Origin of the sequence: Streptomyces sp. NPDC101110, from assembly GCF_044759525.1 — a bacterium.
In the GTDB taxonomy this organism is placed as follows: domain Bacteria; phylum Actinomycetota; class Actinomycetes; order Streptomycetales; family Streptomycetaceae; genus Streptomyces.
Map to the genome: position 1 here is coordinate 93,966 of NZ_JBIVZM010000019.1, position 13,751 is coordinate 107,716.

8 protein-coding genes and 1 tRNA gene are annotated in these 13,751 nt (G+C 71.9%); 2 read left to right on the top strand and 7 right to left on the bottom strand.

Features of this window, described 5'->3' with window-relative positions; genetic code table 11:
* Positions 1-215: 215 nt before the first annotated feature.
* Positions 216-1,109, bottom strand: coding sequence for a glycosyltransferase family 2 protein (locus ACIQU3_RS34020; protein ID WP_403929430.1), 894 nt, complete (start codon positions 1,107-1,109; stop codon positions 216-218).
* Positions 1,110-1,338: 229 nt separating this feature from the next.
* Here ACIQU3_RS34020 and ACIQU3_RS34025 point away from each other — a divergent pair, with 229 nt between their 5' ends.
* The gene (locus ACIQU3_RS34025; RefSeq protein ID WP_403929434.1) at positions 1,339-2,214 is read left to right on the top strand and encodes a GyrI-like domain-containing protein; all 876 of its coding nucleotides are present in this window, start codon (positions 1,339-1,341) and stop codon (positions 2,212-2,214) included.
* A 139-nt stretch (positions 2,215-2,353) separates the two neighbouring features.
* Here ACIQU3_RS34025 and ACIQU3_RS34030 read toward each other — a convergent pair whose 3' ends face one another.
* A complete protein-coding gene (locus ACIQU3_RS34030; RefSeq protein ID WP_403742323.1) occupies positions 2,354-2,785 on the bottom strand; it encodes a hypothetical protein in 432 nt (143 codons plus the stop codon).
* A 265-nt stretch (positions 2,786-3,050) separates the two neighbouring features.
* Here ACIQU3_RS34030 and ACIQU3_RS34035 point away from each other — a divergent pair, with 265 nt between their 5' ends.
* Positions 3,051-4,883: a trypsin-like peptidase domain-containing protein gene (locus ACIQU3_RS34035; RefSeq protein ID WP_403742326.1), complete on the top strand. Its 1,833-nt coding sequence runs from the start codon at positions 3,051-3,053 to the stop codon at positions 4,881-4,883.
* A gap of 75 nt (positions 4,884-4,958) precedes the next feature.
* Here the strand turns inward: ACIQU3_RS34035 and ACIQU3_RS34040 are convergent, their stop codons facing one another.
* The 5 genes from ACIQU3_RS34040 to tmk form a co-directional block, all read right to left on the bottom strand.
* Positions 4,959-6,431, bottom strand: a complete 1,473-nt coding sequence (locus ACIQU3_RS34040; RefSeq protein WP_403929436.1) for a M1 family metallopeptidase — start codon at positions 6,429-6,431, stop codon at positions 4,959-4,961.
* Between the two features lie 203 nt (positions 6,432-6,634).
* Positions 6,635-6,711 (bottom strand) — tRNA-Thr (locus ACIQU3_RS34045).
* A 107-nt stretch (positions 6,712-6,818) separates the two neighbouring features.
* Positions 6,819-8,459 carry an alpha/beta hydrolase gene (locus ACIQU3_RS34050; protein ID WP_403929439.1) on the bottom strand — a complete coding sequence of 547 codons (1,641 nt, stop codon included), beginning with the start codon at positions 8,457-8,459 and terminating at the stop codon, positions 6,819-6,821.
* A gap of 227 nt (positions 8,460-8,686) precedes the next feature.
* A complete protein-coding gene (locus tag ACIQU3_RS34055; protein ID WP_403929442.1) occupies positions 8,687-9,892 on the bottom strand; it encodes a DNA polymerase III subunit delta' in 1,206 nt (401 codons plus the stop codon).
* 338 nt (positions 9,893-10,230) lie between these two features.
* Positions 10,231-13,578, bottom strand: a complete 3,348-nt coding sequence (tmk, locus tag ACIQU3_RS34060) for a dTMP kinase (RefSeq protein ID WP_403929445.1) — start codon at positions 13,576-13,578, stop codon at positions 10,231-10,233.
* Between the last annotated feature and the right edge of the window lie 173 nt (positions 13,579-13,751).

The window sequence follows — 13,751 nt, forward strand, 5'->3', positions numbered from 1 at the left end:
GGCCATATGTTAGCGATCCGTTGGCAAAGCCTGATGTGATCACTACATCGGATCTGGCCCGGCGGCGCGCGCGTCTGGACGCGCAACTCGGGGGAGTGTCGCCGCCGCGGCCGGGTCCGGGTCCCGGTCGGCGGAGGTGAACGGCCGGGACCCTCTCCATCTCCCCGCGCGGCCCGGACTCCACGGCCCGCCGCACGGCAAGGCGCCCGTGCCTCTCAGATGACGGGCGGGCGCCCCAGCCGGGTGAGCCGCCACACCGTCCGCCATCGCATGGGGCGCCGCTCCCCCGCCGGCTCCCGTACGCCTTCCACGAAACCGCCGAACCATGCGCGCAACCCGGCACCCGACCGGTTCCGGGCGAGGGTGAGCAGCACCCAGACGCCCAGGTGGACGGGGACGAGCGGGAGCGGCAGCCGGCGACGGGCCAGCCATACGCGGTTGCGGGCGTTCACCCGGTAGTAGATGGCGTGCCGAGCGGGCGAGGTCCTGGGATGCCGGAGCAGCAACTCCGGCGCGTACAGGATCCGCCACCCTCCATCCGCGGCGCGCCAGGCGAGGTCGGTCTCCTCGTGCGCGAAGAAGAACCCGGCGGGCCAGTCGCCGATCTGGTCGAGCATCGTCATCCGCAGGGCGTGCCCGCCGCCGAGGAAGCCGGTGACGTAACCGCCCCGGCGGGGGTCGGAGTTGCCGATCCGGGGGATGTGCCGCTGCTGCGTCTCGCCGAGCTCGTCGACGATCCGGAAGCCGACGATGCCGAGCCGCCCGTCGGCGGCGTACAGGTCCCGCACGCGGCGCAGCACGTCGGGGTCGACGAGCAGACCGTCGTCGTCCAGATCCACCACGACGTCGATGTCGCCGAACTCCCGCAGTTGCTCCAGTGCCGCGTTGCGCCCACCGGGGCAGCCGAGGTTCTCGTCGAGTTCGACGGTGGTGACCTCGCCGGGCAGCGACAGCCGTCCGGCGAAGTCGGGCAGGGGGCATCCGTTGCCCACGACGACGATCCGCTCGGGCGGCACGTCCTGCTTGGCCACGGACTCCAGCAAGGCGTCCACCTCGTCGGGCCGGTTGCCCATCGTCACGACGGCGACGGCGATCCTGGGTGCCCCCACGTCCTCACCTCATCCGGTCGGCAACTGACTGATTGACGGGCGATGCTAGCCGTTCACGGTAGGGACACCGTGAGGACGGCCGCCGGACGGCGGTTCCCTAAGTTCTTCGACTGCTCCTTTCCGCTCCTGGTTCGGTGCGGTCGGCACCCGACCGGAACGGGCACAGGATGTCGGGTGCGGCAGGGCACGCGCTGCCTAGCGTGAGGGCACGAAAGGAAGGAGACCGGACGTGCTGGACCGGCTCAACCAGGCGATGGACCGGATCGAACGGGACCTCGGCCACACCGTCGACGTGGCGGATCTGGCGCGCACGGCGTGCACCTCGGAGTACCACCTGCGCCGGATGTTCTCCGCCCTGGCCGGCATGCCGCTGTCGGAGTACATCCGCCGGCGGCGGCTGACGGTCGCGGGCGCGGAGGTGCTGTCGGGGGACGCGACGCTCCTGGAGATCGCGCTCCGCCACGGTTACGGCTCGGGCGAGGCGTTCGCGCGGGCGTTTCGAGCGATGCACGGCGTGGGCCCGGGCGAGGCCCGTCGCACCGGCGCCGCGCTCGTCTCCCAGCCCCGGTTGACCTTCCGCCTCACCGTCGAAGGGAGCAGCAGCATGCAGTACCGCGTCCTGGACCGCCCGGCCTTCACCGTCACGGGCTTCAAGACCCGGATCCCCCTGATCCACTCCGGCCCGAACCAGGCGATCATCGACTTCGTCCGTGGCCTCGACAAGGCCGCCGTGGGCCGGTTGGAGAAACAGTCCGGCCAGGAGCCGCAAGGCATCGTCGCCGTGTGCGACGACGTCGATCCGAGCCGCGCGGAGGGCACGGAACTCGACTACTATCACGCGGTGATCACCCCGGCACCGGCACCGGCACCCGAGGGCACCACCGTCCTCCCGGTCCCGCCGGGCACCTGGGCGGTCTTCACCACCTCGGGGCCCGCCCCTCAGGCCATCCAGCAGCTCTGGCACGACGTGTACACCGAGTGGTTCCCGTCCAACCCCTACCGCACCCGCCCCGGTCCGGAGATCCTGCGCACCCGCCTGTCTCCGTCCGGCACGGAGGCGGACGCCGAACTGTGGCTCCCGATCGAACGGGAACCCAGCCACTGAACAGGCAGTACCCCGGGCCGGCTTCCGGTCGGCCCGGGGTACTGCGGGCCGGCTTCCGGTCGGCCCGGGTCTGGTCGGTCAGGCTTCCGGCCGGCGCGGGCCGGTCAGGCCCTTGGGTTGTGCGGCCCGCGCGGGCCGGTCAGGCCCTTGGGTTGTGCGAGGGCTCATCCACGGCCCCGCGCCGCCGCAGGCGCAGCAGTATCCCGCCCGCCGCCATCGTCCCCACGGCGCCCGACGCGATGCCGAGCGCCAGGCCCCCGCCGAAGCCCGGCCCGCCGCCCGATGCCGGGCCCTCGTCCGGAGTCGCGACCTGGACCTCCCCACGGAGGACGATCGAGGGGTAGTCGCACACGAAGTCGCGGTCCTTCTCCGTCACGCAGTCGGCGTCCTTGTGGCGCAGCGTGAATGTCACGGGATACGTGCCGGGCTTCACGTTCTCTCTGATCCGGCCCGCGCCCACCCAGGCTCCCTTGGTGTCACCGAGGGTGGTCTCGTCGGTCAGCGCCGGGCTGGAGACCTCCACCGACGTCGGGTGCGGATTGCCGGGGCGCTCCTTGACCGTGAGTTCCACCGTCTCGCCGGGTCCTGCCGAACCGCTGACGGAAACGTACCCGCCTCCAGGAAAAGGGAGCCGGTCAGCGCGGGCCGTCGTGGCCTGCCCGATCAGGATCAGAGGTACGGCAACCACAGCGAGTCCGACATATCCGTATGCGCGTGTGAGTTGGGCCATATTCGCCTTTTCCTACATGAAACAGACCTATGATCGCGGCTGACCTTGACGCGCTCACGCCAGGCTGGCAAGACACGCGTCTCCTTTGATGACGGGGATATCGACCATGACGTTGCGTAGAGCTCTGGGTGCCGTGGCGGGGGCCGCGGCACTCATTCTGCTGCCGGGGCTTCCGGCATACGCAGACCAGAGCGATCCACCTCCCTCGGGGAACCCGACCCCGAGCGCCCCGGCGGAACAGCCCTCCGTACCGCCGTCCCCGCTCCCGGCAAGCGGGGACGACGACGCGCGCGGGTTCACGCCGGCCGACGCCGACAGCTACTGGACCCCGGAGCGCATGCGGGCCGCGAAGCCCGTCCAGGAGCAGGAGGCCAAGCAGTTTCCCGCTCCCACCAGGATGCTCCGCTCCCCCAGCAAGCCGTTCGAGGGGCTGCCCATCGTCGGCACCTTCTTCTGGAACGACGGCACCGACACCGGCCGCTTCTGCGGCGGCACGGTCGTCAAGAGCCCCGGCAAGAACATCGTGATGAGCGCCGGTCACTGCTTCGACGACCAGGACGCGCGCAAGAACCTCACGTTCGTCCCGCAGTACGACGACGGCAAGAAGCCGCACGGCGCCTTCACCGTCAAGCCCGGACGTATCTACGTCGACAAGCGATACCTCGCCAAGGGGCCGGACGCCGCGGCCGACCTCGACTTCAACTTCCTGCAGCTCGAACCGCGCGGTGGCAAGAACGTCGAGGACGTCGTCGGCGGTGCCGAGTTGATGATCGACGCCGGGTACGCCCACGACCCGGTTCGCCTCATCGGCTACCCGGCCAACCAGAAGCGCCCGCTGGACTGCACGGACAAGACCGTCCGCTACAACAGCACCGACCCGAAGATCCCGGGCAGTTTCCTGCGCATCGCATGCGACAAGTACTCCGGCGGTGCGTCCGGCGGCCCGTTCCTCGTCAAGCGGGGCGGCGGCTGGGGGATCATCGGCGTCATCGGCGGCTGGAAGACCGGCGGTGACAAGGACGACATCTCCTACAGCTCCTACCTCGACGCTGACGCCAAGGCGCTGTACGACGACGCGGTCAACAACCGTCAGCCGGCCGGCCGTGGTGTCCTGGGCAAGGCCGAGACCTGGCAGCACGCGGAGGTCATCGCCGGGGGCTACTTCACCGACGGCAATCCCGGAACATGGGACTACTCCGACCTGATCGTGCGCTGGTCCGACGGCGAAGTGACCTTGTACCGCGGTGCCGGTGAGGACGCCGACAACTTCGACAAGGAGATTCGCCTCATCGGGCCCAACGGCACCTGGAAGCACGCCGAGACCATCGCGGCGGGCGACTTCACCGGCGCCGACACGGACGACCTGATCGTCCGCTGGACCGACGGCGAACTGACGCTCTACCCCGACGTCGACGAGAAGGGATTCCACGGCGAAGTTCAGCTGCAGAGGCCCAACGCCACCTGGAAGCACGCCGTTTCCATCACCGGTGGCCGCTACACGACCGGCAACAAGTGGACCGACGACCTCCTGGTCCGCTGGAGCGACGGTGAAGTCACCCTGTACACCGACGTCAACCGCGACGGCTTCCACGGCGAGAAGAAGCTTGCTGCGCCCAACGGCACCTGGAAGCACGCCTCGTCGATCACGTCGGGCGACTTCACCGGCAACGACCAGCACGACCTCATGGTGCGCTGGACGGATGGCGAACTGACCCTCTACAAGGATCTCGACCAGAACGGCTTCCACGGTGAGATCCAGGTGAAGAAGCCCAACCGGCTCTGGACCCACGCCACCCTCCTGGGCGCCGGCGACTACACGGAGAACCGCCACCCGGACGACTTCCTGGTGCGGTGGTCCGACGGTGAGGTTTCCATGTACCCGGACGCCGACGAGTCCGGCCTGAACCGCGAGATCACACTGGTGTACCCGCCCGCCTGAGGTCTTCCTCCGGACAGGAGGAGGGCTCTTGTCTCCCCTGGGTGGGAGAAGAGCCCTCCTCCCGTCGGGCGGCCCTCATGGCGTCCGGGGCGGCTTCCGCTTTCCGAAGAGCCAGGCGTCGAAGAGTTTCGTCAGGTTCTTCCCAGACTTGCCCTCGCACAGGGCGATGAACTGTCCGGTGTCGGCGTTGCCGTGCCGGTGCTGCCGGGTCCAGGTGCGGAGGATGTCGAAGAAGGTCTCGTCACCGACGGCCTCACGCACCTTGTGCACGACCATGGCGCCGCGCCCGTATACGGGCGGGTCGGAAACGCGCTCCGCGCTGGGAGGGTCGGCCGGAGGGAAGGCCCAGATTCCCTCGCTCTCGGCATCCGAGCCGTCGTAGAAGTCCTCGAAGATTTCGTCGGTGTTCCTGCCGCCCTGCTGCTCCTCCCAGAGCCATTCCGCGTAGGTGGCCATACCCTCGTTGAGCCAGATGTCCTTCCACTTGCGCACGGTGACGGAGTTGCCGAACCACTGATGCGCCAACTCGTGGACGAGCAGACCCTCGTCCGGCGCCTCATCGAAGTAGGGCTTGGTCTGGGTCTCCAGGGCATAGCCGAGCTCGGGCAGGTGGTCGACCACGGCGCCGGTGGAGGAGAAGGGGTAGGGGCCGAAGCGTTCGCTCGCCCAGCCGACGATCTCGGGCACCAGATCCTTGACGTCCGCGGCGTTCTCGGACTCGTCGGGGTCGATGGCGACGTACACGGGCAGCTCGTCGTCGGCCGAGCCCTCGTCGACCTCGAAGTAGCCGACGGAGACATGAGCGAGGTAGCTGGCCATGGGCTCTGTGGTGCGCCAGTGCCGGGTCACCGTCTCACCCTTGTCCTCTTCCCTGGTCAGTTCGCCGTTGCTGACCACGTCGTAGGGGGTGCCGTCCTCGTCCTTGGGAACGGTGACCGTGATGTCGTACGTGGCCTTGTCCGAGGGGTGGTGGTTCCCCGGGAACCAGGTCATGGAACCGGCGGGCTGGCCGAGGGCGGTCGAGCCGTCATCGGTCTCTATCCAGCCTTCCAGGCTTCCGTCGTCGTTCTCGATCGTGCGGGGAGCGCCGTCGTAGGTGATGACCGTCTTGAAGATGTCGCCTTCCCGGACCGGCTTCGCCGGCACCATCAGCAACTCGTCCTTCTCACGCCGATACCGGGCCTTCGCGCCCTGCACCGTGGCCAGGCGTACCCGCAGCCCTGACAGGTCGAGGTTGAAGCGGCTCAGGTCCTGGGTGGCGCGCGCCGTGATGACAGCCGTGCCCTTCAGACGGTTGGTCTCGGGCACGTAGTCCAGGGTCAGTCCGTAATGCGTCACGTCGTAGCCGCCGTTGCCGAGGGCGGGAAACAGCCGGTCGCCGACCCCCGCCGCGCCGGGCTTCGAGGCCGCGGCGGCACCGCCTCCCGGCGCGGAGCCGGTGCATGAGGTCGTCAAGGCCAGGAGGAGTGCTGCAGCCGGAACCCAGCCGGACAGCCGGACCGGGACCGTCTGCCGACGCCGACGGTCGTTCGCTCTATGAGGGCTCATCTCGTGTCTCCAGCCGATCGCGGGGCGCGAGACGTCAGAGACCCTGCGGTGCCTCGTGGTTGCCTCATGGCTGGTAAAAACACATCGACGCGCCATCCGGCGGCATGGCCACGGACATGATCAATGTTGGTTTCCCGCTGCAATGGAGGGAGCCCCGAGCAACACAAAAGGCCAGGTCACGGGCAATGTGACCTGGCCTTCACTGGAGCCGCCTTCGGGATTCGAACCCGAGACCTACGCATTACGAGTGCGTTGCTCTGGCCATCTGAGCTAAGGCGGCGCGCCGTCCGCACTATGGTGCGATCAGCAACGACGGTAAGTCTACACAGTTTCCGAGGGTGCTCCGTACCAGCCCCGGTGGTGGGCCCCACGGGGCCGGGAACAGGGCTATGAGCAGCGCTTTCCGTCCGTGGGCGGGGTGCCGCGCACCAGGTAGGCGTTGATCGTCCGGTCGATGCAGGAGCTGCCGCGGCCGTAGGCGGTGTGGCCGTCGCCCTCGTAGGTGAGCAGGCGCGCCGAGGAGAGCTGGCCGGCCAGGGCCCGCGCCCAGCGGTAGGGGGTGGCCGGGTCCCGGGTCGTGCCGACCACGACGATGGGCGCCGCACCCTCCGCCTCGATGCGGTGCGGCTCACCCGTGGCCTGCACCGGCCAATAGGCGCAGTTCAGGGCCGCCCACGCGAGCCCCTCACCGAAGACCGGCGAGGCCTTGCGGAACTCGGGCAGGGCGCTGCGCACCTGTTCGGGGGTGTCGAAGGCGGCCGGCAGGTCCAGGCAGTTCACCGCCGCGTTGGCGAACATCAGATTGCTGTAGGCGCCGTCGGCGTCCCGCTCGTAGTAGCCGTCCGACAGGACGAGGAGTCCGGAGCCGTCGTTCTCCTTCATCGCGGACGTCAGCGCCTCGCGCAGCTGTTCCCAGGCACCCTCGTCGTACATGGCCGCGATCACACCCGTCGTGGCGAGCGACTCGGTGAGCGTCCGGCCGTCGGCGTCACCGGTGGGGACGGGCCGCGCGTCCAGCTTTTCGAAGAACGCCTTGAGGTTCTGGCCCACCCGCTCGGGCGAGGTGCCCCTGCCGCCCAGCGGGCAGTCGGCCTGCCGTACGCAGTCCTCCGCGAACGACCGGAACGCCGTCTCGAAGCCAGCCGTCTGTTCCAGGTTCAGCCGCCGGGCCGGCAGCGACGGGTCCATCGCGCCGTCCAGCACCAGCCGGCCCGCCCGGTCCGGGAACAGCCCGGCGTACGTCGCCCCGAGGAACGTGCCGTACGAGGCACCGACGTAGTTCAGCTTCTCGTCGCCGAGCGCGGCCCGCACGACGTCCATGTCCCGGGCCGCCTCCACGGTGGACACATGGCGCAGCAGCCGGGGCGCGTCCGCGCCGCAGCCCTCGGCGAACGTCCGGTACGCCGCGACCAGCCCGTCCGTCTCCCGCCCGTCGTCGGGTGTGGCGTCCGTGCGCGTGTACCTGTCCATCCGCGGCCCGTCCAGGCACTCCACGGGCTCACTGCCGGCCACACCGCGCGGATCGACCGCCACCACGTCGTAGCGGGCACGCACCTCGGCCGGGTAGCCGACGCCCGCGTACGCCTGCACGTAGCCGACAGCCGAGCCGCCGGGGCCGCCCGGGTTCACCAGCAGCGAGCCCAGCCGCTTGCCCGGGCCGGTGGCCTTCTTGCGGGTGAGGGCGAGCCGGATGTCGCCGGCGGAGGGCTCGGCGTAGTCGAGCGGTGCCTTGAGGGTGGCGCACTCGAAGCCGGAGACACCGCACTTGCGCCACGCCGGCTTCTGCCCGTAGTACGTCGCGAGTGCCGCGGGCGTGGCCTGGGGCAGCGCGGCCAGTGCCGCCTCCTGCGCGGCGGAGGCGGCGGACGTCGTCGCGCTCCCGGAAGAGCAGGCGGAGACGAGCAGCGCCGCCGTGGCGACGAGACCGGCGGCGGTCTTGGCCCGGTCGCGTGGCCTGCGTCGGGGATTCCGGGAGCCGGATACGGAGGTGGAGGCGGAGGCGGAGCGGAGGGTGCGCCGTGTGTCCATTCAGCGAGCGTAACTCTGGGCGACGGTTCGGGTGCCAAGCGTGCGCATCGCGCCTCGTACGAGTTACGGCGTCAACCGCGTGTCCGCGTCGGGTGCCGACGCGGGTGCCCGCCGCGGATGTCCGGCGCGTGTGCCCGCCCGGCGGCCCGCGTGTGCCCACCCGGCCTGCCAGCGTGCGCCCACCCGGCCTGCCCGCGTGTGCCCGCCGTGTGTGTTCTGCCGGTTCCTCAGCCCGCTCTGAGCGCCATCGTCATCGCCTCCACCGCCAGCAGCGGCGCCACGTTGCGGTCGAGGGCGTCGCGGCAGGACGCGATCGCCTCGATACGGCGGAGTGTGGACTCCGGGGAGCTGCCGCGGGCGAGGCGCTCCAGGGCGTCCTCGGCGTCCGCGTTGGCGATGGCCACGCGCGAGCCGAGCTGGAGGGCGAGTACGTCGCGGTAGAAGGCCGTGAGGTCGGTCAGGGCGAGGTCGAGGCTGTCACGCTGCGTGCGGGTTCTGCGGCGCTTCTGCTTGTCCTCGAGGTCCTTCATCACGCCCGCGGTGCCGCGCGGCATGCGGCCGCCCTGGGCGGCGCCGAGAGCGGCCTTCAGCTCCTCGGTCTCCTTGGCGTCGGTCTCCTCCGCGAGCTGCTTGGCGTCCTCGGCAGCCGCGTCGACGAGCTCCTGGGCGGCCCTCAGCGCGCCGCCGATCTCCTCGACGCGCAGCGGCAGCCTGAGCACGGCGGCCCGGCGTTCACGCGCGGCCGGGTCGGTGGCGAGGCGGCGGGCCCGGTCGACATGGCCCTGGGTCGCGCGGGCCGCCGCGGCGGCGACGTCGGGCTCGATGCCCTCGCGGCGTACCAGCATGTCGGCGACGGCGTCGACCCTCGGCGTGCTCAGGTTCAGGTGGCGGCAGCGGGAGCGGATGGTCGGCAGGACGTCCTCGATGGAGGGGGCGCACAGCAGCCAGACCGTGCGCGGAGCGGGCTCCTCCACTGCTTTGAGAACGGCGTTGGCCGACTTCTCGTTCAGCCGCTCGGCGTCCTCGACGAGGATGATCTGCCAGCGGCCGTTCGCCGGCGAGGTGAACGACTTGCGGACCGTGTCGCGCATGTCGTCGGCAAGGATCTGCGTACCGACGGCGGCGACGGTGGTGACGTCGGCGTGCGTGCCGACGAGGGCCGTGTGACATCCGTCGCAGAAGCCGCAGCCGGGGGAGCCGCCGAGGGCCCGGTCGGGGCTGACGCACTGGAGCGCCGCGGCGAACGCGCGCGCCGCCTGGTTCCGCCCCGCCCCGGGCGGGCCCGTGAACAGCCACGCGTGCGTCATCTTCGACGCCTCGGGCGGCGGGGCGGCGGTGGCGGCCGCGGTGACCAGCGCGTCGGCGTCCCGAGCGGCGGCGGCCAGCTGCTCGCTCACCCTCTCCTGCCCGACGAGGTCGTCCCACACGGTCATGGGTCACGCCGCCCTTCCGTCACGTTCCGCGTTGCCAGATCCATTGTGGGGGCGACCACTGACAACGCCTGCCGTGACAACGCCTGCCGCCCCATCCGGTGCCCGGTACCCGGCCGGTCCGGCCGGTCACCTCGCGGTCTTCCCCCGGGCCCCCGAACCGGCCGGCCCCCTCGGGTCCGGCTACAGCTCCCAGCACCGTCCGGCCCCCTCGGGTCCGGTCCGGCCTCGGCTCCCGCACCGATCAACCTCTTAGTGCTCCGGCTCCCGGGCTCCCGCGACCGCCCGCCGGGGTTTCAGCACCCCGGCGGGTCGGAAGCCACACCGGCCCGCCGGAGGCGTCAGCGCCCCCGGCCGCCCCTCCCGCGGCGACCGCGGCCCTGGTCAGGCTCGTCGTCGTGCGGTCCGAGCAGTTCGTCCGCGAGCGAGGGCAGATCGTCCAGCGGCGTCTCCTCGGCCCAGTCGGACCGGCGGCGGCGCGGCGTCCCCTCATCGTCGATCTGGGGCATCTCCCGCGTACGGTCCTCGGTGCCGTCGGGCCGGGCGGCCGGGGCGTCCTCCCGGAAGTAGCCGGGCGGCACCCGGTCCGCCGGGTCGTCCCCGCGCACCGGCGGGAGCACGGCCGTCTCCTCGGCGTCCCCCGGCCGGACCGGGGGCAGCACGGCCGTCTCCTCGGCGTCCCCCGACCGGACGGGAGGCAGCACCGCCGTCTCGTCGGCCGCGCCGGGGGCGTCCCGGTCGGGCACCTTCGGCAGCACCTCGGTCTCGTCGACGGGGCGAGGCGAGAACGGCGGAAGGGCGTTGGTCTCCTGCCCGGCCACCGGCGGAACCGGCGGCTTCGGCAGCTCGGCCGTCACCTCGGCCTCGGACTCACCGGAGGTCCGGCCGCCGTCCGAGCGCTGCTCCTCCTCACGCACCGGGCGCAGCACGGTCGTGTCCTCACCGGCACCACCCGGTGTCACCACCGGCGTGGGCACGGTCGCCGCGTCCTGACCTGCCGCGGAACCCGCCGCGCTCTTGGGAGCGGAGCTCTGCGGGGCGGAGCTCTGCGGGGCGGAGCTCTTCGGCCCGGCCTCGGCCGCCGCGGCTGCCGCCTCCGCGAGCCGCCGGGCCTCTTCGGCCCGCAGCAGGGCCGCCTCGGCCTTGCGCTGCTTCTCCTGGCGGAGCGCCTCGGCCTCGGCACGCAGGCGGGCCTCCTCCTCGGCCTGCTTGCGGCGCCGCTCCTCCTCCGCCTTGCGGCGGGCTTCCTCCTCGGCGCGGGCCTTCTCCTCCGCGAGCAGCCGGGCCCGCTCCTCCTCGGCCTTCCGGCGCGCTTCCTCGGCCCGGCGTCGGGCCTCCTCGGCCTGCCGTTCGGCCTCGCGGCGCTGCGCCTCCTCCAGCTCGCGGCGCTTGCGCTCCTCCTCCTCGGCGCGCAGCTTGGCGAGCTGCTCCTGGCGCTCGCGCTCCAGGCGCTCCTCCTCGGCCTTGCGGGCGGCCTCCTCCTCGGCCTTGCGGCGGGCCTCCTCCTCGGCCTTCTTCCGTGCCTCCTCCTGGGCCTTGATCTCGGCCTCGGAGAGCGGCAGCACCTGGTCGAGGCGGTGCCGGATGACGGTCGTGACGGCCTCGGGCTCCTGGCCGGCGTCCACCACCAGGTACCGCCCGGCATCGGCCGCCGCCAGTGTCAGGAAACCGGCCCGCACACGCGCGTGGAACTCGGCGGGCTCCGACTCCAGCCGGTCCGGCGCCTCGGTGAACCGCTCGCGCGCGGTCTCCGGCGCGACATCCAGCAGCACGGTCAGATGCGGCACCAGCCCGTTCGTCGCCCAGCGGTTGATCCGGGCGATCTCGGTGGGCGAGAGGTCACGGCCGGCGCCCTGGTAGGCGACGGACGAGTCGATGTACCGGTCGGAGATGACGACCGCGCCGCGCTCCAGGGCGGGCCGTACGACGGTGTCGATGTGCTCGGCCCGGTCGGCCGCGTACAGCAGCGCCTCCGCGCGGTGCGACAGGCCGGCGCTCGACACGTCCAGCAGGATCGACCGCAGCCGCTTGCCCACCGGCGTGGCCCCCGGCTCGCGCGTCAGCACGACCTCGTGGCCCTTGGCCCGGATCCACTCGGCGAGCGCCTCGGCCTGCGTGGACTTCCCGGCTCCGTCTCCGCCCTCCAGGGCGATGAAGAAGCCGGTGGCGGAGGCTCCCTGCGCCGGGTCGTCACCGCCGAGCAGCGCGTCCTTCAGGTCCTGTCGCAGCGGCACACCGGAACGGTCGTCGACCTTGGCCAGCACCAGCGCGGCCACGGGCAGCAGCAGGGCGCCGGTCAGCATGAGCGTGAAGGCCGCGCCGCCGTGCGCGAAGACGAACTTGCCGCTCTCCAGCCGGTGCGGCCCGATCGCCGCCGCCACCACGGGGGCGATCACCGCGCCGAGCGCCACGCAGACCCGGACGACCGCGTGCAGGTGTTCCGTCGTGCGGGAGCGCCGGTTCTCCTCGGTCTCCTGGTCGAGCAGGGTGTGCCCGATGTTGGCGGACAGGCCCGCGCCGGCACCGGCCAGCGCGAGGATCAGCAGCACGGTGGTGACGTCCGGGACCAGCCCGGCGGCCAGCAGGGCGACACCGGTGAAGGCGATCGTCAGCGCGAGCAGCCGGCGGCGCGACAGCGCGGGCACGAGGGCGGGCGCCGTACGGATGCCGACGACCACGCCGCCGGTCAGCGCGGCCACGCACAGGCCGTAGAGCACGGGGCCGCCGCCCAGGTCCTTGGCGTGCAGCACGGCCACGGCGACGGCGGCCGACACCGCCGCCGCGACGGCCGCGCAGGACAGGACCAGCAGCGGCATCGCACCGGTGCGGCCCTTGTCGGCGCCGGTGGTGGTCTTCGGGCGGCGCAGCCCCTCGAGCGGCGACCGCGCGCGCGGGGTGCGCGTGCCGGAAGGCAGCTCCAGGAAGGTCAGCACGGACAGGGACGCGGCGAACAGGCCTGCGGCCACGTAGGAAGCGAGGGCCGCCTGGTGCTGGCCGAACCAGTCGATGCCGGCGCCGAGCAGGTTGTTGAACAGGGCCGCGACGACCAGCGCGACGGCCGCGAGGGGGATCGCCGCGAAGCCGGTGCGCAGCGACAGCCGGCGCAGGGCGTCCATGTGGTCGGGCAGCGGCCGGACCGTCGCGCCCTCCGGCGGCGGGGCGGGGAGCAGCGCGGGAGCCGCGCTCTCGCGGCACACCGTCCAGAACCGCTCGGCGACACCGATCACGAAGGCCGTGACCAGGAGGACCGCCAGCGCGTTCTCCGGCGTCCAGTCGATCCACAGGGGCGCGACGATGAGCAGCGCCGCGCGCAGTCCGTCGGCGCCGACCATGGTCCAGCGGCGGTCGAGCGGGCCGTCCTTCGAGGTGAGCGCGGAGAGCGGGCCGAGCAGCACGGCGCCGAACAGCAGCGTCGCGAGGATGCGCACCCCGAAAACGGTCGCCACTGCGAACGCCACGCCCCGGTAACCACCTCCGAACGAGGCCTCCGCGACGGCCGCCTGGACCGCCAGCAGGACCAGCACGAGAAGGGCGAGGGTGTCCCCCACACCACCCACGAGCTGTGCGCTCCACAACCGCTTCAGCTGCGGTCGTCGCAGCAGGGCGCGGACGGCACGCTCGCGGGAGTCCGCGACCAGGGCGGCGTCGGGGGCGGGCTGAGGGGCCGTTGGGTGGTCGGCTCGCGTCATGCGTTCAGCCTATCGGGAGCCACCGACACCCCGGAGGGCGCGGGCTGGCATGCGCACGCCCCGACACCGAAGTGTTGCCGGGGCGTTCGCTTTCCGAACCCTGGGCGAAGAACCGGACGCCACGGTCCGGTTTACGGACAGAGCCCGAACGGCCGCGACCCTCCGTGAACTTG

Coding starts and splice junctions, on each gene's coding strand:
- ACIQU3_RS34035 (WP_403742326.1), top strand. CDS start 3,051: ATGACGTTGCGTAGAGCTCTGGGTGCCGTGGCGGGGGCCGCGGCACTC.
- ACIQU3_RS34040 (WP_403929436.1), bottom strand. CDS start 6,431: ATGAGCCCTCATAGAGCGAACGACCGTCGGCGTCGGCAGACGGTCCCG.
- ACIQU3_RS34050 (WP_403929439.1), bottom strand. CDS start 8,459: ATGGACACACGGCGCACCCTCCGCTCCGCCTCCGCCTCCACCTCCGTA.
- ACIQU3_RS34055 (WP_403929442.1), bottom strand. CDS start 9,892: ATGACCGTGTGGGACGACCTCGTCGGGCAGGAGAGGGTGAGCGAGCAG.
- tmk (WP_403929445.1), bottom strand. CDS start 13,578: ATGACGCGAGCCGACCACCCAACGGCCCCTCAGCCCGCCCCCGACGCC.